The organism is Pseudoalteromonas sp. SCSIO 43201 (assembly GCF_023716725.1).
Lineage (GTDB): Bacteria > Pseudomonadota > Gammaproteobacteria > Enterobacterales > Alteromonadaceae > Pseudoalteromonas > Pseudoalteromonas peptidolytica.
Genome location: NZ_CP072683.1, coordinates 93082 through 119113, shown reverse-complemented (window position 1 = coordinate 119113; position 26032 = coordinate 93082). Strand labels below are relative to the sequence as shown.

Here is a 26032-nt window from a genome sequence, read left to right as displayed (position 1 = left end):
GTTAAAGCAAAAGGGTATGCAACTGCATACCCTTCAAAGTTGTCACTCTAGAGCTATTCTTAACACTCTAAGATTTACATCTAAAATTGATAAGTAAAGGCACCGTAATACATCCGCCCGATATTGTCATAACTTGCACTACTTGCACCTGTGCCTGTAGTGTAGCCTGGTAGATCTCTATCAAACACGTTATCAACGCCAAGTTCCAACGTAATGCCATTGTCGAAACGATAGCCACCACGTATATCTGTAATAAAGTAGCTGCCATAGCTCATAATGTTACTAGGATCTGGGTTTTTATTTAGAGACTTATCGGTATATAGGCTAACTTCATCTAAGTAACGCGTTTTCGAGCTAAAGTGCCAGTTATTGACCTTATAGCCAAGTGATACCATAGCTTGCCACTCTGCTTCACCTGTTGTCCCAGCATACTCTTCAGAGTCTGATAAGTCAGACTGGAAAGGAAATTCTTCACGACTCTTAAGATAGGTTCCTATTAGGCTGGAAGTCATACGACCTTCGAATAAATCAAAGTCATAGCCAATCTCAAAATCTATCCCTTCTGCGTTCTGTTTAGCAACGTTTTGCGTAATTGAACGAATACCGGTCAACTCTCCGTCCGCATCTCGTGTCACCAACGCACAGAACTGGTTATCAATACCACTTAACGAATCAACACATTTATCAAGAATGTCCTGGCCTGAGATATTATTAATTGCATCTTCAATCTCAATTTCCCAGTAGTCAAGCGTTATAGAAAGACCCGATATTGCTTCTGGTGTATATACTACACCAAATGTAAGGCTATCAGATTCTTCTTCTTTAAGGTCTGGGTTGCCACCAAGTACGCCCGGTATAGAAGAGCTGGTCGCTACCGCGTCAAAATCTTCTGGGATACCAAGTGCATCACAGTTCGCTCTGCGGTTCGCATCTTGAACTTCACCACGCTTACAGGGGTCAGTGATACTTCTAAAAAAGTTCTCACTTTGAGGCCCGTATAGTTCCGAAATATTTGGTGCCCGCATCGCTCTAGACTTAGTGGTTCGAACTCGTAACTCATCTGTTACCGTCCAGTTTAAACCCGTTTTCCAGCTTACGGTATCTCCGATAGTTGAATAATCAGCATAACGTACTGCAACATCTAATGATAAATCCTGCACTAACATCATATCGGCAAGTAATGGGACAGAAATTTCAGAAAAGGCTTCTCTTACACTGAAGTCTCCATGCTCTTCTTGGATTGCATTCAAGAATGTTGCACCCGTTGCAGCAAAGGCATCAGGTAAGGAATCACTTTCTTCTTTTCGATACTCAAGACCAAATGATACGCCCACATAACCTGCTGGTAATTCAAATAGTCCGCTATTACTGATATTGGCATTCAATACTGTTTGCTTAATCTCAGACTTACTGACACTTGTTGTATTGAACCAAGCTGCGGCTTCATCACTTACTGCGCCATAGCCAAACATACTTGTTGGCACACACCCTGCAGCACGAGCTTGCTCATCACGACAAACAATATCACCATTGTCTAATCGAATAGCATCAGCTGACTGCTTAATACGTGCTTTAATCGTATTACCTGCATTGGTCTGCGTGATCTCTGTCTTACCATACACAGCTGACGCTTCAAAATCCCAGTCCTCAGCTACAACTCCGCTCAGCCCTGCAACAAAGCTTGTTGTCTCACGCTCATTCAATTCATAGCGACGGCCTGCATCTTCCATGAAACGGTGCATATTAAATTCATCGACGCCATTTCTATCCATCAGCTGTGCCAAAGACTCATGCATATAAGCATTATCTCTTTTGATCACAAATGCACCCGTCCCACGGCTATCACCATATTCAAAATACGACGGCTGACCAATAGAATCTGCTTCTGATTTTGTGTACTTTGCAGAGGCGTAAACATTCAAATCTGATGTAATATCGTAGTTAGCTTTGATATTTACGTTTGTATTTTCAAACGTTGGCTGTAATTCTCGATAACGGGTTAGGTCAAGGATGTCACAGTCGCCAGAACAAATTGCCCAGTCATTTTCATAGGTTGTACCTAGTTTTTGTGGTCTAACACTGCCGTCTGGGTTAAAGGTATACCAAACTAACTCGCCATTTTCCTGCTGATAAAAGTTACCGTTTACAGAGTCATCATAATAACCGGCATTAGTGATTGTTAACCTATCAGCTATCCCATCATGAATATAGTTACCATCTTCGCCGGCGATGTCACCATCATTTGGGTTAGTGATTGAGCTAATCAGCCTATTAGTTTGAGCGCGGTCGGTAGCATTCATACCATCTTGGCTCACATGAGATACGGAAATACCGACATTACCCTTACCGCCATCAAAGTCTAGGCCGTAAGAAAGGCTGAACTTTTCATTTTCATACGGCCCTTCCGCAGCAGTACCTTTAGACACACTTAAGTCAAAACCTTGAATGTCTTTTTTCAAAATGAAGTTAACTACACCTGTTACCGCATCAGCACCGTATACAGCTGACGCACCACCCGTGATAATTTCAACACGCTCGATCCAGTTTGAAGGAATATTATTAACATCAACAGATGCAGAACCCGGACTACTTGACACATGGCGCTTACCATCAACCAACACCAATGTTCTTGCAGTACCCATACCTCGTAGGTCAAGTAAACTCAGACCTGCGGTACCAATACTTCTTCCAGCATTCGCAAGAGAGTAGGTGTTTGCTAACGCTGGCATATCATTTAATGCTTCACCGATGCTTGTTACACCGCTGGCTAACAATGCCTCTCCACTGATAACTGTCACTGGGGCTGGGGCGATCGCACCCTCTCTTAAAATGCGAGAACCTGTTACTTGGATTTTTTCTACTTCATCAACTCCGGAGCTTTGTTCTGCAAGCACATTCATTGAGGTTGACGCAATGGCACAACTTACGGCAAAAAACACAGGAGTTCGTTTTGTTATTAGGTTTGTTATATTCATTTATGACCTTATTCTTTTTTATATACTTCGTTCCCGATAAAGCAACAACATAAACTATTTCTTTACGAGGAAAAGATCAAGATTTTTTATAAAAAATATGAATTTTTTTATTTTTAATAAAACAACAACAGATTTATAACATCAGAAAGAGAGATGAAAAATGCAACAAATTGAAATTTATTAATAACATTCTTTATCAAAAAAGGGTTAGGAACTGTAATCAACTTAGAGCTTTCAGTCTGATTATTCTTGCTTATTTGAGCCTATTAATCAAATAGCTACTCCATTTCCCGATCAACTCGCTTTGAACCGCTACGAAGCTGGTTATATCAATTATGATAATTAATTTGCTAATTTGAAGCGAGAAAATCTCTTGTTTAGATTTTCTAAATAAGAGCTCTTTAACGCAGTTAACGTCTGATTTATTCCTCCAAATTGAACAAATATTAAGGCTAATTGGTATTACAGCAATGTTCGAGCTTAAAAACTACGAAGCCCTCAGCTCATTGAGATGAGCGCATGTAGGATATTTTTGTTCTTTTTGTTTAATAGAGCCAACAGCTCGGCGGGACCGCCTCCTACCAGTGCAGTACCTTGTTGGTGCTGTGGTGGGAGCGAGTTTACCTCGCGATGTGTTGATTATCTTGTGAGGTTTTATTTTCAAATCCCACATAGCAAAAAACCCGCTGTATTGCTGCAAAGGGTTTCTTTCCGGCGGGTAAAACCAGTGCTGCACTTTGTTGATATTGTGGTGGGAGCGAGTTTACCTCGCGAGGTGTTGATTGTTTTGTAATGTATTGATTGCTTTTCGAGGTGTTGATTATCTTGCGAGGTTTTCTTTTCAAATCCCATATAGCAAAAAACCCGCTGCATTGCTGCAAAGGGTTTCTTTTCAAATCCCACATAGCAAAAAACACGTCGCATTGCTGCAACAGGTTTGACGTACATGGATGCACTAATTTCGATTAGATTCATGGATGAATGCGGTTAATCGGCCTTTTATAAGGCCCTGGCTCGCTACGAAGTAGGATGTTCTACTTTCACATGGGAAGCCCACACTATCATTGACCGGGACCGACCCTTCGCGGGCTCGCCTTCGAGCTGTTTTGTTTCACTTCTGAGTTTGGGTCACAAGAAACCGAAGCAACGCTTCCAGTTCGAGGAAGTGAGCGCATGGATACGCGAAGGGGAAATACTACATGGAAGTACTTTACTACAAATGCAAAAAACCCGTCGCATTGCTGCAACGGGTTTCTCTAATAAGGCCCTGACGATGTTCTACTTTCACATGGGAAGCCCACACTATCATCGACGCTGTTTTGTTTCACTTCTGAGTTCGGCATGGGGTCAGGTGGTTCCAAAACGCTATAGTCACCAGGAAATTCTGTTCATTAATGAAGTATCCTTCATTAATATAAATCTGGAAAAAGCTTATTAAATTCTTTTGTCTACTTTAGTCTATTAACTTCTGTCGCTAAACCACTTTGGCGTTGTATGGTTAAGCCTCACGGGTAATTAGTACGAGTTAGCTTAATGCCTCACAGCACTTCCACATCTCGCCTATCAACGTTGTAGTCTTCAACGGCCCTTCAGTTGACTCTAAGTCAAAGTGAGAACTCATCTCGAGGCTCGCTTCCCGCTTAGATGCTTTCAGCGGTTATCGATTCCGAACGTAGCTACCGGGCAATGCAATTGGCATCACAACCCGAACACCAGCGGTTCGTCCACTCCGGTCCTCTCGTACTAGGAGCAGCCCCTCTCAATTCTCAAACGCCCACGGCAGATAGGGACCGAACTGTCTCACGACGTTCTAAACCCAGCTCGCGTACCACTTTAAATGGCGAACAGCCATACCCTTGGGACCGACTTCAGCCCCAGGATGTGATGAGCCGACATCGAGGTGCCAAACACCGCCGTCGATATGAACTCTTGGGCGGTATCAGCCTGTTATCCCCGGAGTACCTTTTATCCGTTGAGCGATGGCCCTTCCATTCAGAACCACCGGATCACTATGACCTACTTTCGTACCTGCTCGACGTGTCTGTCTCGCAGTTAAGCTTGCTTCTACCATTACACTAACCGTACGATGTCCGACCGTACTTAGCAAACCTTCGTGCTCCTCCGTTACTCTTTGGGAGGAGACCGCCCCAGTCAAACTACCCACCAGGCACTGTCCTCAACCCCGATTCAGGGGCCTAAGTTAGAACATCAACACTACAAGGGTGGTATTTCAAGGTCGGCTCCACACAAACTAGCGTCTGCGCTTCAAAGCCTCCCACCTATCCTACACATGTAGGGTCAATGTTCAGTGCCAAGCTGTAGTAAAGGTTCACGGGGTCTTTCCGTCTAGCCGCGGGTACACAGCATCTTCACTGCGATTTCAATTTCACTGAGTCTCGGGTGGAGACAGCGTGGCCATGGTTACACCATTCGTGCAGGTCGGAACTTACCCGACAAGGAATTTCGCTACCTTAGGACCGTTATAGTTACGGCCGCCGTTTACCGGGGCTTCGATCAAGAGCTTCGCCTAAGCTAACCCCATCAATTAACCTTCCGGCACCGGGCAGGTGTCACACCGTATACGTCATCTTACGATTTTGCACAGTGCTGTGTTTTTAATAAACAGTCCCAGCCACCTGGTCACTGCGGCTCTCGCCTGCTTACGACGCGAAGTCTTCACAAGTAAGAGCGTACCTTCTCCCGAAGTTACGGTACAATTTTGCCTAGTTCCTTCACCCGAGTTCTCTCAAGCGCCTTAGTATTCTCTACCTGACCACCTGTGTCGGTTTAGGGTACGATTCAGTATGAACTGAAGCTTAGAGGCTTTTCCTGGAAGTAGGGCATCAACAACTTCACCACCTTAGTGGCTCGTCTCGACTCTCAGCCTTAGCAACCCGGATTTTCCTAAGTCGCCAGCCTACAGCCTTTCACATGGACAACCAACGCCATGCTTGCCTAGCCTGCTCCGTCCCCCCATCGCATTCATACCAAGTACGGGAATATTAACCCGTTTCCCATCGACTACGCTCTTCAGCCTCGCCTTAGGGGTCGACTCACCCTACCCTGATTAACATGGGATAGGAACCCTTGGTCTTCCGGCGTGCGGGTTTTTCACCCGCATTATCGTTACTCATGTCAGCATTCGCACTTCTGATATGTCCAGCATGCCTCCCGGCACACCTTCAGCCACTTACAGAACGCTCCCCTACCCCGCATACTTACGTACGCAGCCGTAGCTTCGGTGGTATGTTTAGCCCCGTTACATCTTCCGCGCAGGCCGACTCGACTAGTGAGCTATTACGCTTTCTTTAAAGGGTGGCTGCTTCTAAGCCAACCTCCTAGCTGTTTTAGCCTTCCCACATCGTTTCCCACTTAACATACACTTTGGGACCTTAGCTGACGGTCTGGGTTGTTTCCCTCTCCACGACGGACGTTAGCACCCGCCGTGTGTCTCCCGGATAGTACTTTACGGTATTCGGAGTTTGCAAAGGGTTGGTAAGTCGGGATGACCCCCTAGCCTTAACAGTGCTCTACCCCCGTAAGTATTCGTCCGAGGCTCTACCTAAATAGATTTCGGGGAGAACCAGCTATCTCCCGGTTTGATTAGCCTTTCACTCCTAGCCACAGGTCATCCCCTAACTTTTCAACGTTAGTGGGTTCGGTCCTCCAGTCAGTGTTACCTGACCTTCAACCTGCCCATGGCTAGATCACCGGGTTTCGGGTCTATACCCTGCAACTTAAGCGCCCAGTTAAGACTCGCTTTCGCTACGGCTCCCCTAAATGGTTAACCTCGCTACAGAATATAAGTCGCTGACCCATTATACAAAAGGTACGCAGTCACCCAACAAGTAGGCTCCTACTGCTTGTACGTACACGGTTTCAGGTTCTATTTCACTCCCCTCACAGGGGTTCTTTTCGCCTTTCCCTCACGGTACTGGTTCACTATCGGTCAGTTGGGAGTATTTAGCCTTGGAGGATGGTCCCCCCATATTCAGTCAAAGTTTCACGTGCTCCGACCTACTCGATTTCACTTTTGATAAGTTGTCGTGTACGGGACTATCACCCTGTTTCGTCATGCTTTCCAACATGTTCCACTAACTACACTAAAGCTTAAGGGCTGCTCCGATTTCGCTCGCCGCTACTTTCGGAATCTCGGTTGATTTCTTTTCCTACGGGTACTTAGATGTTTCAGTTCTCCGCGTTCGCCTCGTTAACCTATGTATTCAGTTAACGATACCTGCAAGCAGGTGGGTTTCCCCATTCGGAAATCCTAGTCTCAAGCGCCTCTTACTGGCTTGACTAGGCTTATCGCAAGTTAGTACGTCCTTCATCGCCTCCAACTGCCAAGGCATCCACCGTGTACGCTTAGTCACTTAACCATACAACCCAAAATAGTTTTAAGTTGTACTGCTAAAGACAGTTTAACTTCGCCAGAAGTTAATATTGAATACTAAAGTAGACGCTAATTAATCAAATAAATGATTAATCGGCATTTTCTTTCGAAAACTCGATAAATAACTTTACGTTATCTATCAGAATTTAATTTTTCAGCTTTTCCAAATTTTTAAAGAGCAAATATTACTTAGCCATCAGGCCAAGCAACAATCATCTGTGTGGACACTTCGAACAAATAAGTTCTAAATCGTATAAGGAGGTGATCCAGCCCCAGGTTCCCCTAGGGCTACCTTGTTACGACTTCACCCCAGTCATGAATCACTCCGTGGTGAACGTCCCCCCGAAGGTTAGACTATCCACTTCTGGAGCAACCCACTCCCATGGTGTGACGGGCGGTGTGTACAAGGCCCGGGAACGTATTCACCGCGACATTCTGATTCGCGATTACTAGCGATTCCGACTTCATGGAGTCGAGTTGCAGACTCCAATCCGGACTACGACAGGCTTTAAGGGATTCGCTCACTATCGCTAGCTCGCTGCTCTCTGTACCTGCCATTGTAGCACGTGTGTAGCCCTACACGTAAGGGCCATGATGACTTGACGTCGTCCCCACCTTCCTCCGGTTTATCACCGGCAGTCTCCTTAGAGTTCCCGACCAAATCGCTGGCAACTAAGGATAGGGGTTGCGCTCGTTGCGGGACTTAACCCAACATCTCACAACACGAGCTGACGACAGCCATGCAGCACCTGTATCAGAGCTCCCGAAGGCACCAAACCATCTCTGGTAAGTTCTCTGTATGTCAAGTGTAGGTAAGGTTCTTCGCGTTGCATCGAATTAAACCACATGCTCCACCGCTTGTGCGGGCCCCCGTCAATTCATTTGAGTTTTAACCTTGCGGCCGTACTCCCCAGGCGGTCTACTTAATGCGTTAGCTTTGGAAAAGTTGTCCGAAGACCCCAGCTCCTAGTAGACATCGTTTACGGCGTGGACTACCAGGGTATCTAATCCTGTTTGCTCCCCACGCTTTCGTACATGAGCGTCAGTGTTGACCCAGGTGGCTGCCTTCGCCATCGGTATTCCTTCAGATCTCTACGCATTTCACCGCTACACCTGAAATTCTACCACCCTCTATCACACTCTAGTTTGCCAGTTCGAAATGCAGTTCCCAGGTTAAGCCCGGGGCTTTCACATCTCGCTTAACAAACCGCCTGCGTACGCTTTACGCCCAGTAATTCCGATTAACGCTCGCACCCTCCGTATTACCGCGGCTGCTGGCACGGAGTTAGCCGGTGCTTCTTCTGTCAGTAACGTCACAGCTAGCAGGTATTAACTACTAACCTTTCCTCCTGACTGAAAGTGCTTTACAACCCTAAGGCCTTCTTCACACACGCGGCATGGCTGCATCAGGCTTGCGCCCATTGTGCAATATTCCCCACTGCTGCCTCCCGTAGGAGTCTGGACCGTGTCTCAGTTCCAGTGTGGCTGATCATCCTCTCAAACCAGCTAGGGATCGTCGCCTTGGTGAGCCGTTACCTCACCAACTAGCTAATCCCACTTGGGCCAATCTAAAGGCGAGAGCCGAAGCCCCCTTTGGTCCGTAGACATTATGCGGTATTAGCCATCGTTTCCAATGGTTGTCCCCCACCTCAAGGCATGTTCCCAAGCATTACTCACCCGTCCGCCGCTCGTCATCTTCTAGCAAGCTAGAAATGTTACCGCTCGACTTGCATGTGTTAGGCCTGCCGCCAGCGTTCAATCTGAGCCATGATCAAACTCTTCAATTAAAAGTTTTTTGAAACCTAAGTTTCATGCTCATTGAATTCTGATTTTGATACCTTTCGGTATCGAATTGACTGTGCTGAATAAACTATGTTTATTCTGTTGGTCACTCAGTTCAATTGAGACTCTAAATTTGTTTGCGTCATCTAGCGAACTAGACTCTGCTGTTAGAACTCAATCTGTACGAGTGCCCACACAGATGATTGCTTCATATTGTTAAAGAACAGTTCCGGTTACCCGGTGCGATGACTCATCATCGCTGCGCTGTTAGCGCTGAGGGTTGTGCATTCTAAGCATTTCCCATTTGTTGTCAACACTTAATTTTGATTTTCTTTCGAAGTATTCAAACTCAAGTTTTATTTGACTCCCGACTCGTTGGCTCGTTGCTTTTCAGCGCTGCTCCCCGTGTCGGTGGATGCGCATTATAGGGAGATCCGATTTAAGTGCAACCCTTTTTTTGAAGAAAATTGCAAAAAATACGTTGTTCGCACAAAAATCACTCTATCACTGTTGTTTTTGTATGTTTCACATACAAAAAGAGCGCTAAACGCGCTCTATTTTTAATTCCCAGCCAAATTGGGATAGGTAAGCTGCTTCTTGGACAAGCTCTGCTAGCATCAAGGGGTGAAGGGATAACCATGGATCAGGCATTTGCATAACCAAAGACTTTTTCTCTTTACTACTGGCTTGCACTGTCACCTTGGGTAGCACATCATCTTTTCTGCGCATAGAGAGTAGAACCCCCAAGCGCACTATGACACATAGCAGCTTAGTATACTCAAGATGACAACTTAGCTGCTCAAAATCTTTAGCAACCAGATCGGCTCTATGATTTTTGACTATAGCCACAATAATATCCTTTTGCGCTTTACTGTATCCAGGCATTGAGGTATTGGCCAAAATATAACCGCTATGTCTATGATACTGTTTATAGTCAATCAACAAGCCTATTTCGTGAAGGAATGCGATAGCCTTTGCTAAATGAAGGCAAGCTTGCTCATCGAGCTTCCAGCTCGACGATACTTGAGCAATGATCTCAGATACCACTTCGTAAACGCGCTGCGCCTGCTCGGTGTCAACATGATAACGTTGAGTAAAACCATCTAATGTACGTTGGCAGATATCAACAGCCTGAAAGTCAGGGATCATACTATAAAGCACTCCTTCACGAAGCGCCCCACCGGCAAGGCCCATTGATTGAATATCCAATGATTTGAATAGTGCAATCAAAATTGCCAGGCCCGAGACAAAGACCAAGCGACGCTCTTCGATTAACCCTGGCAAGCTAAGCGCCGCAACGGTTTTACATGTAATCGCTTTGAGCTTTACTTCTTCAAGTTTACTGAGAGTCAACTGTTCATTTTCGCCCATAGCAGCGAAAATCTCTTGGATCGCTTGAACAGTACCAGAGGCGCCGATAGCCAGCTCCCAACCTAGTTGCTTATACTCTGCTTGAATTGGTTGTATTACCTGCTTTGCAGCTCGCTCTGCTGCATCAAAGTTTTCTATACTTAATAAGCCGTCACTGAAGTATCTATCAAGGTATGTCACACACCCCATATTCAAGCTTTTATAAAGTAAAGCATTGAAGCCTTTGCCAATGACAACTTCAGTGCTCGCACCACCGATATCAATCACCAACTGCTTCCCTTGGCATGCTGAAGTGTGAGCTACACCTTTATAAATAGTTTTAGCTTCTGCTTCACCGCTTATCACATTTACCTGATGGTTAAGGATCTGCTGTGCTTTTTCGATAAAAACATTAGCGTTAACAGCTAAACGCAGCGTCGCTGTCGCGACAATACTCACATTTTTTGTTGGGATGTCCTGTAAACGCTCTGCAAATAGGGCTAGACATTCCCACCCTCTTTGCATTGCTTCCAACGATAATTCATTTTGGTCATTCAGCCCTGATGCCAGCCGTACTTTCCTTTTCACACGACCGATCGTATGGATACCGCCCGCCATATGCTTTGCTATCAACATATGAAAGCTGTTAGAGCCTAAGTCTATTACAGCGTAAATATCTTCCTTCGAAGCAGTCTTTGCCACTTTTAAAACCTCAATAAATCGCTTTAAGCGCTTACTACTTTACCGTCCAAGTTTACTTGGCTTGTGGCTTTCTATAGCCACCATTTCGGCGACCACCACGTTGTTTATTACCATTGTTGCCGTGCCCTGAGTGGCGGCGTTTATTTACTTGCGGAGCTCGTAAATCGCTCAATAGTGCTGTTTTGTCATAATGAGACACAGGAATTGCATGCTCTATGTATTCTTCTATCTCATGTAAGTTGTACGCATACTGCTCACAGGCGAAGCTGATAGCATGACCAGATGCACCTGCTCGACCCGTCCGACCGATACGGTGTACATAGTCTTCTCTATCATCTGGCAAGTCAAAATTGAAAACATGACTAACCTCTGGAATATGTAATCCACGAGCAGCAACATCCGTTGCAACTAAAAGATCAACATCACCACGTGTAAATTGCGCAAGGATTGACTGACGTTTCTTTTGATTTACATCACCGGTCAACAAGCCCGCTCGATGACCATCTGCTTTTAGCCATTCATATACGTTTTCGCAGCTGTGTTTAGTATTAGCAAAAATAATCGCTTTCTCTGGCCACTCTTCCTCAATCAGCGTAAGTAGTAAAGGTATTTTGTCCTCAGTTGAAGGATGGAATAACTCTTCTTGAATACGTTTACCCGTTTTGACATCCGGTTCAATTTGTACATGGATGGGATTTGTCATGTGCTCGAATGCCAACTCTTGCACTCGATATGACAGGGTTGCTGAAAATAGTAGGTTTAATCGCTCTTCACGACCTGGCATGCGATTGAACAAATAACGAATGTCTTTAATAAAGCCCAAATCAAACATTCGGTCTGCTTCATCGAGCACAACCACTTCGATATCATTGAGGTTATAAGCACCTTGCTTATAAAAATCGATCAAACGCCCTGTTGTTCCAATTAATATATCCGCGCCTTTTTCCAATTGCCCCCGTTGTTTTTCATAATCTTCGCCACCATATACAAGAGCGAGTTTAAGATTACAACGTGGCGCAATGACTTGCGCGTCCTTGTGTATTTGAATAGCCAACTCTCGTGTTGGTGCCATAATAATTGCACGAGGTTGCGTTTTTTTATCCTTCTTGGTCTGCAATAAGCGATGACAGGTCGCGGTCAAAAACGCAAGGGTTTTGCCCGTACCAGTTTGTGCTTGGCCTGCTATATCGCGGCCTTCACAGATGTAAGGTATACACTTTGCTTGGATTGGCGTACAAAATTCGAAGCCATTTTCCTGCAAACCGGCGACCACTTCCGGTGCTAAAGCAAAGTCATTGAATTTTTTATTGGTCAAATGTGTCTTAGTCATAGCAATAAAGCATAACGTTTAAACTTGCAATAAGAAACAAGAGTGTTTAAATACGCATTAAATATTTCGCCTAATTCTAACGGAGAGCGTAATGAGCGACAAAATTATCCAACTAACTGATGACAGCTTTGAGGCTGACGTAATCAAATCTGATAAACCTGTACTGGTAGATTTCTGGGCTGAATGGTGTGGTCCTTGTAAGATGATTGCGCCTATCCTTGATGAAGTTGCAGAGTCACATGGCGACCGTGTAGCGATTGGTAAACTAAACATCGATCAAAACGGTACGACTCCACCTAAGTTTGGTATTCGTGGTATTCCAACGTTATTACTATTCAAAGATGGTGCGGTGGCTGCAACTAAAGTTGGTGCTCTATCTAAGACTCAACTTATTGAGTTCCTAGAAAACAACCTATAATTCAGGTTGTTAGACATTCTGCGGCGTAACTGCCGCAGTTGTCGGCCTGATCTGTATCATTTTAAATAGAATAAAATTTGTATAAACACTGGACGACCCGACGCCTAGCTGCTAACTTATAAAGCCACAAACCTTTAAGCTTTATCAAATCAACCTCTCTCGTAAAACTAACGAGAATGACAACTGTAATAAAGAACCCACCAATATGCATTTACGCGAATTAAAAGACAAGTCAATCAATGAACTTGTAAAACTTGCTGAGTCCATGGGACTTGAAAACGTAGCTCGTTTAAGAAAACAAGATATTATCTTTGCTATTTTGAAAGCGCACGCGAAAAGCGGCGAAAATATATACGGCGGCGGTGTTTTAGAAATTTTACAAGATGGCTTCGGCTTTTTACGTTCTTCAGAAGCATCTTACCTAGCTGGCCCTGATGATATTTATGTTTCTCCAAGCCAGATTAGACGTTTCAGCCTGCGTACCGGTGACACCATCAGTGGTTTAATCAGACCACCAAAAGATGGCGAAAGATATTTTGCATTATTGAAAGTTAATGAAGTTAACTTCGATAAGCCTGAAAACTCTCGTACTAAGATCCTGTTCGAAAACCTAACCCCTATCCATGCCAACGAGCGTATGGTGATGGAAAGAGGTAATGGTAGTACAGAAGACATTACCGCTCGAGTACTAGACCTTGCGTCTCCAATCGGTAAAGGCCAGCGCGCACTTATCGTTGCTCCACCGAAAGCGGGTAAGACAATGTTGCTACAAAACATTGCACAGTCAATCACATACAACAATCCTGATGCGACATTGATGGTACTGCTCATTGATGAGCGTCCAGAAGAAGTTACTGAGATGCAGCGTCTTGTTCAAGGTGAAGTTATTGCCTCTACCTTCGATGAGCCTGCTAACCGTCACGTTCAAGTAGCAGAAATGGTAATCGAAAAAGCAAAACGCTTAGTTGAACATAAGAAGGATGTCATCATTCTACTTGATTCAATTACACGTCTTGCCCGCGCGTACAACACTGTTATCCCTTCATCAGGTAAAGTATTAACTGGTGGTGTTGATGCCAATGCTCTACACAAACCTAAGCGTTTCTTTGGTGCTGCGCGTAATGTTGAGGAAGGCGGTAGCTTAACCATCATCGCAACAGCGCTTATCGATACCGGCTCTAAGATGGATGAAGTTATCTACGAAGAGTTTAAAGGTACAGGTAACATGGAACTACACTTAAACCGTAAGATTGCGGAAAAGCGCGTATTCCCAGCTATCGACTTCAACCGCTCTGGTACTCGTCGTGAAGAGTTGCTGACGAAAACTGATGAGCTTCAAAAAATGTGGATCTTGCGTAAGATTGTGCATGAAATGAGCGAGATCGATGCCATGGAATTCCTTATTGATAAACTTTCCATGAGCAAAACAAACGATGAGTTTTTTGACTCAATGCGTCGTAAGTAAGTAGACTCGTAGTCTTGTTTTTGAAAAGCCAGCTTATGCTGGCTTTTTACGTTTCTGGTTCGCCAACTTCCTGTTTTTGTTCTATACCTACCACATGCTATAAAAATTTATCGGCGTGACTATACCAATTTGACTTAATACTTGCTCAATTTGAAGGAGTAAATCTGACGCTAACAGCGTTAAAAATTTCTCATTTAGAACAAACCACTTAATTAAGCAAATTGGTATTATCTAGGGACAAACATGAAGCTTGGTCGTACTATTGCAGCTATAACAGCGTTTAATCTCGTTTCTGTCAGCCTGGCAATGACACTGCTCACCTCTACAATCATGCAAATTATGGTGATATTTTCTGCGCTGCTGTGCAGTGCTTTTGTCCAGCTTCAGTTACTCAAAAACATTGCCTCGGCTGAGCAGCATATGGATCACCTTGTCAGCAATTTCATGCATGACAACTGCGTTGACTTAACTTATCGATTTGATGAAAAAAGCCAAAAAACGCCCAAGTCCTGCTTGTTAATGAATGACTGCTTTGCTGTAATTGAGCACATTATCAGTGAGGTTTACGCATCTTCAGCTCGACTGCACCCGATGGCAGATAGTTTACGAGACACGTATGCGTCGATGACACAAAAAGCCACCTTACAGCATACGCACGGTGAATATTTAGCCACTTCGATTCAGTCCATGCTGGAGATATCGGCACGTTTAGATACCAGTTTAGAGCAAATTTATACGTCTGTTGAAAATGCCACTATAGCGGTGAAGAAAACCCGAGTAGATACAGACAAAAGCCAAGATAGCTTGCTTATCCTCGCTGAAAATATAAAAAAAACCAGTGAACAAATTGAGATCCTCAAAACTGATAGTAATGAAATAAGCTCTGTTCTTGAAGTCATAAATGGTATTGCTGAGCAGACAAACCTGCTAGCCCTAAACGCTGCAATAGAGGCTGCTCGGGCAGGCGAGCTTGGCCGAGGCTTTGCCGTAGTAGCTGATGAAGTTAGAAATCTTGCAGCAAGAACCAGCCACTCTACAAGGGAGGTTAGCCAAGTTATTAGTAAAATCCAATCCGGGACAGATTCTGTCTATGCTTTAATGCAGGCCGCACTCAAAGAGACAGACAACACCGTCAAGCTCAGCGAAGCTTCGACAAAAGAGGTGGATGAAATCGAAAATGCGATGTTGTTTATCAATGAGATGTCTCACGATATTCATCAGCAAGTAGGTGAACAAAAACAAGCATCAGATGCCGCACAAGAAAGTATAGAGTCCGTTGTGTTACTCAACTCAGATGCACTATCCAGCACAAAGATACAAGCAGTTTCTAATCAAGATCTTATTGCTCTGTCACAAAGCATCCATGAAAAGTTGTCAATTTTTAAAATCTCTGACTTTACCCCCGAGCTTGACCTAAGAAAAGATACCTCTCGACTCACCACAGTTGGCGACAAGCATAACAAGGATACACCAGAAGATGACTCTGGCGACATTGAGTTATTTTAAGACGCTAACGATTCTTGAGACTTGAGCTGATCACACAGCGCCAAGAATAGGGATTGATACTGTGATTCACTTTGGTGCTTAAGTGCCTTTTCAAACTCAATTGCAATGCTTGCCAATTCTGGGAATTCGAACATAGAAGCGGCTCCCGCTAACTTATGGCAACTCGCTTGCAGCGCAACAAAGTCTTTATTTTGCCAAGCATCAATCAATAAATACCGCTCTTGTTCAAAAGTACTGGCAAAGCTATCGCGCAGATCGGTGAGATCAATATTAATCGATTGCTGTGTACTGCTCGCATGATCGCTACTTAGATGAATATTAAGTATGCTTAATAGCTCGTTTTTATTAATTGGTTTGCCAATATGGCCGTTAAAGCCCGAATCAATATATGACTTTACTTCCTCTGTGAGCACATTTGCCGTTAGCGCATAAATGGGCCCTGAGTATCCCGCTGAACGAATAATATTTAACGCTTCCACCCCATCCATCCTCGGCATCTGAATATCCATTAGCACAAGATCTGGAAAGTCGCTTAAGCACTGCTCAACCGCCCTCGCGCCATTTTCTGCTACCGTCACCGTAGCACCTGTACGCTCAATCATACGTGAAAATAACTGTCGATTTTCTGCATGATCTTCAACTACCAACACGTTCCCTGACAGTAGAGGTTGTGCCTGTTGTGGCTGCTGAATATCAGTGACTGTCGAGTTAAGATAAACAGTACAGGGGACAAAGAATGAGAAGGTACTACCAAGCTCTAGTGCACTTTGCACTGTGATTTCACCATTCATCATGTTGGCCAGCTGGCTAGATAAACTCAATCCGAGGCCAGAACCACCAAAACGTCTAGTTATACTATTGTCTGCTTGCTGAAAGCTCTCAAAAATTCGCGCTATTTGCTGCTCACTCATGCCTATCCCAGTATCTACAACCTTAAACTGCAATCCATGCGGCACTTCCGAAACGCTAAACTCTATGCGACCTTGCTCTGTAAATTTCAGTGCATTGCTCAACAGATTTATTAATATCTGTTTTACTCGAATATAATCCAGCCTGACATAAGCCTTACTTCTCACTTGATCGCAGACAATAAACTCCAGTTGCTTACTGTGGATGTTCTGTTGAAACATATCACATAAATCAGCCACTAAGCTTGAGACTGAAAATTCAGTCGCCTCAAGCGCCAACCGTTCAGCCTCGATACGGCTTAGATCTAAAATATCATTGACTAAATCTCTTAAGTGGAGGCCTTGATTGTAGATAGTTTGCACGGATGCTTGCACCTGAGTACCGAGATCCTGCTCTGCAAGTAAGTCTTCAGCGTGACCCAGCACTGTAGTCAGTGGCGTTCTAATCTCATGACTCATATTAGCTAAAAACTGGCTTTTAACTTGGTTCGCAGCTCTAAGCTCATCTGCCTTTTGTTGCAGCTCTGACGTCCTAAGCGCCACTTTTTGACTGAGTTCCAACTTTGCTTTTTGTTCTACTTTACGACGATATAGTGCAAAAGCAGTGAGCAGAGTAAGTACAGCAATAATACCACCGAGTAATAGCAACTGACTGCGCTGCTCTTCTTTAAGTCGTTGTAGCCTTTGCTCTTGTTTTAGCACTTCGACTTCACGACTCAGTTCACTGGCTTCATATTTAGCCCGATAGTCATTTAAGCGTTTGAGCACATCTTCATTCATCAAACGCTTTTGTGCTTCTATATTTTGCGAGTCATAGTTTCTTGCCTTATCGATATTACCTCTAGCAGCTTCAATTAACGCGAGTAGTCGCAATGCTGTGCGTTCTTTTTCTTGTTCATGCATGGTTCGACTTGCTATCAAACTCTGCTCGGCATTCGTGAAAGCATCTTCCAACTTACCTTGAGCAAACAATATCTTCGCCAATACAAACTGTGCTTCCATTAGGTTTGCTGGATTTTTTGCTTTTTCCGCATAATAAAGCGCAAAATTGGCGTTCTTTTCACCCTCTTCCAGCTGCCCTAGTGAATAACTTAGCAATGCAAGATTGACATACTCATAGGATAAATGTCTGACATCATTCTTGGCCTCATAGTAATCAATCGCTGCTAGATAGGAGGCTTGAGCCATTTCAGGCCGCTTAGTTTCGGTATACAACACGCCCAAATCAGCATGAGCCAATGCTGCACCATATTCATCGTTTAATTGGTTAAAGGCTTGAAGTGCTGTAAGTAGCATGCTTTCAGCTTTTTCATAAGCAGCTTGGCGAATATAGACACCTGATATATTTAGCAAAATATCAGCATGATCTTGTGCACTTCCAAATTCTTGATACAGCTCATCCGCTTTCAAATAGTGCTGCAATGCCAAGTCTAGTGAAAAGTTTTTGAAATAAGCTAAGCCAAGGTTACTGTGTAAGTTAGCAGTTTCTATTGGCATATCTCTTTGCTCTGCTAATGCCAAAGCACGAGTATAAAAATCAATAGCTTGTTGGTAATGGCCGAGGTAAAAATTACTGATACCTTGTAGCTTAACCGCTTTGAAGTGATTGTCACTCAGTACTTTTGTTCTAGTAGCAAGTTCCAATTGAGATAAGTAATTTAGAGCGTCTTTAAATTGATTGCTATCATAAGCAGCTTTACTTAAGCTTAAAAGTACGTCTATTTTGGCCGCACCATTTAAAGTCGGCTCACGAAGCAACTCCATACCTAATATTTGCATGTGTTGCCAATCTGCACTGCGCTTCATTTCAATAATTCGCTCAGATAGGCTGGCATTATTTAAAGTTGCTTGTGCATTGAATGTAGCGGAGAAACAAACGAAATAGGCGATCGCAGACCAAGACGTAATCTGCCCCAATAAATTCATTGCTGCTCTCCATTGCTTATCATTTACTCTGCGTGGTAGTGTGAAGATACACCAAGACTCATGAGGCGACAATGTTCAATCCGCTTACAGATGTTATTTTTAGACTAATTTGTCAAAAGAGGTCTTGGAAAGTCCATACCATTGCAGCAGAACTGTTATCACAACAGGTACTTCCTCGCTTGGATAAAGATGATAGTAAAGACTTGTTTAAACGAAACTTCCTAATTATGAATGCACTGTATCAATTGCAGCAAGAGCTTATTAAGGACGGCCAGTACTTGCATATTGAAGCGCTGAATATTCACCTCTCACCACTTTGCGATAGCCATCAACTCGCACAACATGACCCTCTCAGGAGCTACTATTTAGATTGGCAGCACTATGAAACAAGCAGTGAAGAGGTGAGTCAACTCCTAGATAGCTTCTGGCGCAAATTTGCATCTACAAATGCTGGGCAGCCATACGCAGTCTCTAGTCATGAACTGGCAGGCATCATCATCAAGTGGCAATTACCAAAAGATTATGACCGTAAACAACTAAGTAGAACATGGAGAAAGTTAGCATTTGCTCACCACCCAGATAAGTCAGGTGATGAGGAAACGTTTAAATGCTTAATGAATGAATACGAAATACTTAAGCACGCCCTAAGCACGTAGTGCCTTATAACGCTTATTCTTGATCTTACTGTTATTAAGCTTGCGCAGTGCAGGCTTTGCAGCTTCACGTTTTACCGCGACAAATGCCTGAACGTCATATATATTAATTTTACCTATTTGCTTAAAGCTTATGCCGTCTTCACCAGTTAAACAACCAACAATATCTGCTTTTCTCAGTTTCTGCTGCTTGCCCCCCTCAATCATTAAGGTAACCATATTAGATTTATAAGCTGATTTTTCTAACAGTGAATGACTCGGTAAAGTGCCATGCTTTAGTGCCTGACCATAGAGCTCAATAAGCTGATCCACTTTAAACGTCTCTTTTTCACCATACAGTGACAGTGCGACGCCTTTATGCTCTCCTCGACCTGTGCGCCCCACTCGGTGCACATGTGTTTGAGGTTCTAGTGCCAAATGATAATTAATGACCAGTTCAACTTCATCTACATCTAGCCCTCTGGCTGCTACATCCGTTGCCACCAGTATATTGGCACTTTTATTTGCAAAGGTAAGCAAAGACCACTCTCGTTCTCCTTGGTCTAAGTCTCCATGTAATTCAACACATGCGAGCCCGGTCTGACGCAGTTCTTCAAATAATCGCTTAGTCTCAGCTTTAGTATTACAAAACACAATACAGCTCTGAGGTTGGTGCTGCATCAATAAAACTCTCAGGGCGTTAAAGCGCATTTTATTATTATCTAATCGATAGAAGGTTTGCTTAATACTGTGATGCACCTGTTCTTCTTGTGCTTCAACCAGCTCCGGCGAGCGCATATATTGCGTCGCCAACTTCATGATTTTATCTGGATAAGTTGCACTAAACATCAGAGTTTGTCGCATTTGCGGCAGGTACATTGCTATGCTTTCTAACGTTTCAGTAAAGCCCATATCCAGCATTTGGTCAGCTTCATCAAACACTAGGGTCTGCACTTCTGTCAGTATGAGTGAGCCGTTCAGTACATGCTCTTCCACTCGACCAGGCGTACCAACGATAATATGAGCACCATGCTGCAGTGACCTCATTTGTGGTTCAATAGACACCCCACCACATAGCGTTTGTACTTTCACGTTACCGATCATTGCTGCCACACTTTTAATCTCTTGTGCTACCTGATCGGCCAGCTCTCTGGTTGGGCACAGAACGAGTGCTTGCACATCACTGGTCTGTAGCTGTAGCTTATTTAATATAGCTAATGCAAAAACCAACGTTTTACCTGAACCCGTCTTCCCTTTAACAACCAAGTCTTGCCCTTCAAGCACCGGCTGTAAGCTAGCAGATTGCACGGCCGTTGGTATGACATAGTTAAGATCGATAAGGCGTTTTGCTAAGGCTGGGTTTAAAGGAAGTTGAGAAAAAGAGGTTATCGACACTGTGCTTTCCTATTCGCTATCTTAATCTAGCATTTTATACCAATTACATAGATTCTCTAATCGCTTATTGCCATTGCTGCCAATTTCATCACCGTAATAATCGGATTTATACGCCAATATATGCTTTAATTCTTGCGCACATTTCATTTTATCAAGGATCATCATGAAGTTTAGATCACTACTGGTAGCTGTCTTGACGATGAGCTTAAGCTCGGCACTTCAAGCCCAAGAGTTCAGCGAACAGCAACTGGCGCAGGTTAAGCAAGTTAGAGAAGCGGCAAGTCAAAGCAATCTGAGCTGGCAACTGTTAACGTCGCTGACTACGGAAGTTGGACCAAGATTACCAGGTACTGAAAACGATAAAAAAGCAGTTGCCTGGGCAAAGAAACATTTGGAGCAACTAGGCTTTGACAAGGTTTGGGTCGAAGAAGCGACTTTCCCAGAGTGGCGTCGCTACCATGAGTCAGCAAAAATTCTTCTACCAAGTGAGCAACCACTACACCTTACAGCACTGGGAAATAGCATTAGCACGCCAACTGAGGGGTTAAGCGCTGAGGTGGTACTGTTTGAAACATTAGATGAACTCATTGCAGCACCCGCTGGCAGCCTAAATGGGAAAATAGCCTTCATTAACTACCGTATGAACCGCGATATAGATGGCAACGGTTACGGCCCTGCTGTCAGAGCCCGTAATAGTGGTGCTGTTGAAGCTGCAAAAAAAGGTGCCATTGCGTATATGATGCGTTCCGTAAGTACTAGCCACCATCGCTTTGCTCACACCGGAGGTAGCCACTATAAGACTGGGGTAACCAAGATCCCTGCAACGGCTGTTGCCAATCCAGATGCAGATCAATTAGCACGACTTATTAATGCCGGTCACGACGTGAAGGTATCACTGAATATTCAAACTGAAGATCTGGGACAAGGTACTAGTTACAACGTCATTGGTGAGTTTACCGGGACTGAATTTCCTGCACAATATGTGCTGATCGGTGGTCACTTGGATTCTTGGGATTTGGGCACTGGCGCTTTGGATGATGGTGCAGGTGTTGCGCTTACCATGGCTGCTGCCAAGCATATTGCCGATGTTAAGCGTCCAAAACGTAGTATTCGTGTCGTGTTATTTGCCGCTGAAGAGCTAGGCCTTTGGGGTGCAAAAGCATACTTTAAAAAACATAAAGCAGACCTAGATAACATTGTTGCAGCAGCTGAGTCCGACTTTGGGGCGGATGTGGTGTATGCGTTTGAGTCCAATGTGAATGCAGCGTCATTACCAGTGGTACGAGAAATCGCAGCGCAGCTAGCACCTTTAGGTGTGAAATACATAGGTAAAAATAGCGCACATGGTGGGCCTGATCTTATCCCGCTAAAAAATAGCACCTCGGCGCCTATTTTTGCACTGCATCAAGATGGCACAGATTATTTTGATTACCATCATACCGCAGACGACACACTTGATAAGGTCGATCCAGCCAAGTTGAAACAGAATACTGCGACTTACGCCGTTTTTGCTTTGATGGCGGCAGATGCCAAAACCAAGATGGCGGGGAAATAAATTTTTACACTTATAAGGGACAAGTAGGCTTGTTCCTTTCTCATCTATTGTCTATTTTAACAACACCTTTTGATGCAATTATAATTAGTATATGGAAATCAAAAACTTATTATTTTCGGTTTATGACACACTCTTCGACTTTATCAGTCGCAATAAGCTGGTTGTCACCGTGTTTATCGCTTTAACTGTTTGCCTTTACTTTTACCACCGACAGCAACAGGAAATCTCTAGTTATCGTTCTTTATTAAACGCACCTGAGGTGGATGATATTATTATCTTTGATACTGCAAAGCGGTCTAAGCACCTTTATGAACCAGCTTTCCAAGTGCTGCAAGTTACCGCATTATCCGATGACCATATAGAAGTAAAAGCAGGTGCATTTACCTACCGTACCATGCGCAATATTACCCGTGATATTCGTGTCAGTATGCTAATGACAGACCGCTACTTTAAACCACAAAAGCAGACTCTAGAAAAAAGTAAATTACTGGATTTACTAGATAATGAAACGATAATGTCAGTCTATCGCCCTGTTGGTATTCATGTTTTAGGCGGCGTAGTCAGGCCAAGATTTAAAAAGCCTAAACCGCTTTACCATGGGCCAAACATTTCGGCACAAAACCAAGATGCGATTCGAGCTTATCATCGAGAAGAATTTGAAGCCGCAAGACAGGGGTTTGCCGATACAGCTAAATCTGGCAATCCATGGGGACAATATAACTACGCAACTATGCTACGTGATGGTGAAGGAGGTGTTAAAGACATTCCAGCGGCAATCCATTGGTTACAGCTTTCCGCAAAGCAAGGAAATCACAAGGCCAAAGCTGCGTTAGATACGCTGTGTAAAACCCATCACTGCCAGACTACGAATAACTAGTTGTGGTTTTGCTTATGATAGGCAGTTGTCAGTATATTTTCTTCAAAGTCCGACTGGTTTAACGGCTTAGAGTGAAAATATCCTTGTGTCATATCACATAGCAACCCTTTTAAGAACATGCACTGAGCTGGAGTTTCGACCCCTTCAGCGATGACTTTCAGATTGAGTTTATGTGCCATCAAAATAATAGCACTAACTAACGCTTTGTCCTCTTCGTCTTCAGGCAGATCGCGGATAAAAGTTCTATCTATCTTCAACTTAGATAAGGGGAATCGCTTTAAATAGCTCAAAGAGGAGTACCCCGTTCCAAAGTCGTCAATGGCCAGCTCAACTCCCAACGCTCGCAGCGCCTTTAACTGTGCCAATATTTTATCTGAATTATCAACTAACACCGATTCGGTAATTTCTAATGTCAGATACTTTGCTTCCAGTTTTGTGTCTCTCAATACTTTTTTGACAAGCTCAACCATATCTTGACGTTTAAATTGAATGCTGGACACATTAACCGCAATAAAAAGAGGATTGCCATAATTGTCTTGCCATGCTTTAGCCTGTGAACAAGCATGATAAAGCACCCATTCACCGATGGGTAAAATAAGTCCTAATTCCTCGCATACCGGAATAAACTGCTCAGGAGAAACATGTCCTAATAATTCACTTTTCCACCTCAGTAATACCTCGCAGCCCACTACTTCTGCGCTGCCTAGTTGGGCGAAAATCGGTTGGTATACTAATGATAACTCTCTGTTTGACAGCGCTTTGTGTAAGGCGCTTTCCAGCACACTTCTTGCCTTTGCATGTTGGTGCATAGCCGAGGTATAAAATTGGAAGCAGTCACGACCATGATCTTTTGCTTTATACATCGCACTGTCGGCATTGCGCAATAGCACTTTACGATCAGCCCCGTCATCAGGGTACAAAGTGATCCCCATACTGCCGGACACATAGGCCTCATGTCCCTCCAAATGGAATGGGTTTGCCAATGCCCGCAATATTTTTGTCGCGATATGCTCCAAGTCACTAATTGAGCTGACATCTTGCAGTAGCAATGCAAACTCATCGCCACCGAGACGCGCTACCGTGTCAGAACTGCGGACGCACTTATGGATACGACTTGCTGCTTCTTTTAGCAATAAATCACCGATATGATGACCAAGGGTATCATTAACAGCTTTGAATCGATCGAGATCGATAAAGCAAATCGCAATCCGTTCGTCTAATTGCGCAGCGCGCTTTAGCGCTAGGTCAAACTTCACATGAAAATGATGACGATTGGCCAGCCCCGTCAAACTATCAAAGTTAGCCTGCTGCCACATTAGCTGCTCATTGCGCTTTCTAGACGTAATATCACTGAAAAGCGCAACATACATATCAATTTCTCGCGCTTCGTTAAATACAGAAGACACTTGTAGCCAACTTGGATAAATTTCGCCGTTTTTACGCTTGTTCCAAATTTCCCCTTCCCAATGACCTTTATGAATTAAGTCTTCATACAATCCGTTGAAAAATCTATCATCATGCCTGCCTGAATTTAATAATGACGGTGTCTGGCCGATAACTTCGTCTACGCTGTAGCCGGTGATCTCAGTAAAGGCACGATTTACCATCTGAATATGATTGTGTTTGTCGGATACCAGCACACCTTCTGATGTTGTGGCAAATACTGTGCTGGCTAAGCGTTGCTCACGTTCATTCTCAAGCTCTAGGGTAATATCTTGTATAACGTAGATAAACCCGAGCCTAGCCTGATTTTCACTCACAACAGGTGCACACAATACCCTTACGTTTAAATAGTCAAAGCGCTCATCTAACTTACACTCTATCGTGCCTTCTTCTAATAGGCGCTCGGAATCCAGCACGTCAAATAAGGTATAGATAGATTGGGATTTTAAACTATCAAACTCTCCCAACTCTTTTAGTACCGCGCCATTCACGGCCTCTATGTGATGGGTTTCATCAGTAAAAACCAAGTAGGCGTTAATGCTATCGAAGATAGCACTAAGCTTTGCCCCTTGCGCTTGTGAGCGCTGATTAGAACGCTTAAGCCTCACCAATACTGCCATCAACACCGCCATAGAGAGGATCAAAACCGCAATTACGGCTGTTAGCAGCACCACTTGTACCATATTGGCTTTCTTGATCTTCTCCGTCTGCAACAGGACTTGTTGCTCAAGGTTAGCTTGATAGTGCCATAGGTCTTGTTGTAATTTGCGCTGCTCGCTCATGTCTTGAATGATTGACAGTAACTTGGGGTTGCCATTTAAGTCTTCAAAAGGTGTGGAATGCACGCTCACCGTTTTTATGCTGCCATCGGCGACTTGATGCTGAAAGATAAAGTAATTACGCCCCTCATTTAATGCGGCTTGACGCTCATTAGCAACTTGTTCGGCAGTAAATAAGTTGATGTCTTGAATAGCTTTACGCTCTAACGTTGCCTCACTATAACCATAAAACGCTGCTGCTGATTTATTGGCATCTACAATTTTACCTGTGGCAGGGTCAATGATTAGCATCACAGCACTATGGTTGGAAAAAGTATAATATGGCAGCTCAGTTGCACCTGCGCCCAAGCAAACAAGCGACAGCAGACATCCAAGCATTTTCGACAACAACTTCAAACTCTGACCCCTTAGGATATCGATTTATCTAACTGCAGCAGCTATAGAGCAAAGGGCATGTGAGCGACATCTTACACCAACTGCGCTTAAAATTCGCTCCATGTAAGGGAGTAAACCCAACGCAGACTGCGTTAACTTTGGCACTAAGTATCCTATACTTTGGATAAATGATGCTTTTTTAGCAGCCAGTTTTAGCGTAT

13 protein-coding genes and 3 rRNA genes are annotated in these 26032 nt (G+C 43.9%); 6 read left to right on the top strand and 10 right to left on the bottom strand.

Annotation, left to right across the window (positions count from 1 at the left end; genetic code table 11):
- Positions 1-80 precede the first annotated feature (80 nt).
- The 7 genes from J8Z24_RS00550 to rhlB form a co-directional block, all read right to left on the bottom strand.
- A complete protein-coding gene (locus J8Z24_RS00550) occupies positions 81-2975 on the bottom strand; it encodes a TonB-dependent receptor (RefSeq protein WP_128729804.1) in 2895 nt (964 codons plus the stop codon).
- A 660-nt stretch (positions 2976-3635) separates the two neighbouring features.
- Positions 3636-3950, bottom strand: coding sequence for a hypothetical protein (locus tag J8Z24_RS00545; RefSeq protein ID WP_252095096.1), 315 nt, complete (start codon positions 3948-3950; stop codon positions 3636-3638).
- A 290-nt stretch (positions 3951-4240) separates the two neighbouring features.
- Positions 4241-4354, bottom strand: a 5S ribosomal RNA gene (rrf, locus tag J8Z24_RS00540).
- A 115-nt stretch (positions 4355-4469) separates the two neighbouring features.
- Positions 4470-7354, bottom strand: a 23S ribosomal RNA gene (locus J8Z24_RS00535).
- 268 nt (positions 7355-7622) lie between these two features.
- A 16S ribosomal RNA gene (locus J8Z24_RS00530) occupies positions 7623-9155 on the bottom strand.
- The 16S, 23S and 5S rRNA genes sit together here, the layout of an rRNA operon.
- 538 nt (positions 9156-9693) lie before the next feature.
- Positions 9694-11202 carry a guanosine-5'-triphosphate,3'-diphosphate diphosphatase gene (gene gppA, locus J8Z24_RS00525; protein WP_147391396.1) on the bottom strand — a complete coding sequence of 503 codons (1509 nt, stop codon included), beginning with the start codon at positions 11200-11202 and terminating at the stop codon, positions 9694-9696.
- Between the two features lie 52 nt (positions 11203-11254).
- Complete coding sequence (gene rhlB, locus J8Z24_RS00520) at positions 11255-12532, bottom strand: ATP-dependent RNA helicase RhlB (protein WP_125253635.1); 1278 nt, start codon at positions 12530-12532, stop codon at positions 11255-11257.
- Positions 12533-12623: 91 nt separating this feature from the next.
- On the opposite strand from rhlB, the gene trxA reads away from it, so the two are divergent.
- From trxA to J8Z24_RS00505, 3 genes are all read left to right on the top strand, one after another.
- Positions 12624-12950 carry a thioredoxin TrxA gene (gene trxA, locus J8Z24_RS00515; protein ID WP_125253634.1) on the top strand — a complete coding sequence of 109 codons (327 nt, stop codon included), beginning with the start codon at positions 12624-12626 and terminating at the stop codon, positions 12948-12950.
- 205 nt (positions 12951-13155) lie between these two features.
- Positions 13156-14415 carry a transcription termination factor Rho gene (gene rho, locus J8Z24_RS00510; protein WP_010604247.1) on the top strand — a complete coding sequence of 420 codons (1260 nt, stop codon included), beginning with the start codon at positions 13156-13158 and terminating at the stop codon, positions 14413-14415.
- 243 nt (positions 14416-14658) lie between these two features.
- Positions 14659-15921: a methyl-accepting chemotaxis protein gene (locus tag J8Z24_RS00505; protein WP_128731211.1), complete on the top strand. Its 1263-nt coding sequence runs from the start codon at positions 14659-14661 to the stop codon at positions 15919-15921.
- On the opposite strand, the gene J8Z24_RS00500 is transcribed toward J8Z24_RS00505, so the two are convergent.
- On the bottom strand, positions 15918-18755 hold the full coding sequence (locus J8Z24_RS00500; protein WP_176033709.1) for a response regulator: 2838 nt from the start codon (positions 18753-18755) through the stop codon (positions 15918-15920). The genes J8Z24_RS00505 and J8Z24_RS00500 overlap by 4 nt on opposite strands.
- A gap of 71 nt (positions 18756-18826) precedes the next feature.
- Between J8Z24_RS00500 and J8Z24_RS00495 the strand changes: the two genes are divergently transcribed.
- The gene (locus J8Z24_RS00495; RefSeq protein ID WP_176033710.1) at positions 18827-19411 is read left to right on the top strand and encodes a DNA-J related domain-containing protein; all 585 of its coding nucleotides are present in this window, start codon (positions 18827-18829) and stop codon (positions 19409-19411) included.
- On the opposite strand, the gene dbpA is transcribed toward J8Z24_RS00495, so the two are convergent.
- Positions 19400-20782, bottom strand: coding sequence for an ATP-dependent RNA helicase DbpA (dbpA, locus tag J8Z24_RS00490; protein ID WP_176033711.1), 1383 nt, complete (start codon positions 20780-20782; stop codon positions 19400-19402). The two genes, J8Z24_RS00495 and dbpA, sit on opposite strands and share 12 nt — an antisense overlap.
- Before the next feature lie 163 nt (positions 20783-20945).
- On the opposite strand from dbpA, the gene J8Z24_RS00485 reads away from it, so the two are divergent.
- Together J8Z24_RS00485 and J8Z24_RS00480 are read left to right on the top strand one after the other, a co-directional pair.
- The gene (locus J8Z24_RS00485) at positions 20946-22337 is read left to right on the top strand and encodes a M20/M25/M40 family metallo-hydrolase (RefSeq protein ID WP_176033712.1); all 1392 of its coding nucleotides are present in this window, start codon (positions 20946-20948) and stop codon (positions 22335-22337) included.
- 91 nt (positions 22338-22428) lie between these two features.
- Positions 22429-23214 (top strand): tetratricopeptide repeat protein, encoded by a 786-nt coding sequence (locus J8Z24_RS00480; RefSeq protein WP_176033713.1) that lies wholly within the window; start codon positions 22429-22431, stop codon positions 23212-23214.
- Here J8Z24_RS00480 and J8Z24_RS00475 read toward each other — a convergent pair.
- A complete protein-coding gene (locus tag J8Z24_RS00475) occupies positions 23211-25823 on the bottom strand; it encodes a sensor domain-containing protein (protein WP_502934630.1) in 2613 nt (870 codons plus the stop codon). The two genes, J8Z24_RS00480 and J8Z24_RS00475, sit on opposite strands and share 4 nt — an antisense overlap.
- Between the last annotated feature and the right edge of the window lie 209 nt (positions 25824-26032).

Coding starts and splice junctions, on each gene's coding strand:
- J8Z24_RS00485 (WP_176033712.1), top strand. CDS start 20,946: ATGAAGTTTAGATCACTACTGGTAGCTGTCTTGACGATGAGCTTAAGC.
- rho (WP_010604247.1), top strand. CDS start 13,156: ATGCATTTACGCGAATTAAAAGACAAGTCAATCAATGAACTTGTAAAA.
- J8Z24_RS00505 (WP_128731211.1), top strand. CDS start 14,659: ATGAAGCTTGGTCGTACTATTGCAGCTATAACAGCGTTTAATCTCGTT.
- J8Z24_RS00495 (WP_176033710.1), top strand. CDS start 18,827: ATGTTCAATCCGCTTACAGATGTTATTTTTAGACTAATTTGTCAAAAG.
- rhlB (WP_125253635.1), bottom strand. CDS start 12,532: ATGACTAAGACACATTTGACCAATAAAAAATTCAATGACTTTGCTTTA.
- J8Z24_RS00500 (WP_176033709.1), bottom strand. CDS start 18,755: ATGAATTTATTGGGGCAGATTACGTCTTGGTCTGCGATCGCCTATTTC.
- trxA (WP_125253634.1), top strand. CDS start 12,624: ATGAGCGACAAAATTATCCAACTAACTGATGACAGCTTTGAGGCTGAC.
- J8Z24_RS00480 (WP_176033713.1), top strand. CDS start 22,429: ATGGAAATCAAAAACTTATTATTTTCGGTTTATGACACACTCTTCGAC.
- J8Z24_RS00545 (WP_252095096.1), bottom strand. CDS start 3,950: ATGAATCTAATCGAAATTAGTGCATCCATGTACGTCAAACCTGTTGCA.
- J8Z24_RS00550 (WP_128729804.1), bottom strand. CDS start 2,975: ATGAATATAACAAACCTAATAACAAAACGAACTCCTGTGTTTTTTGCC.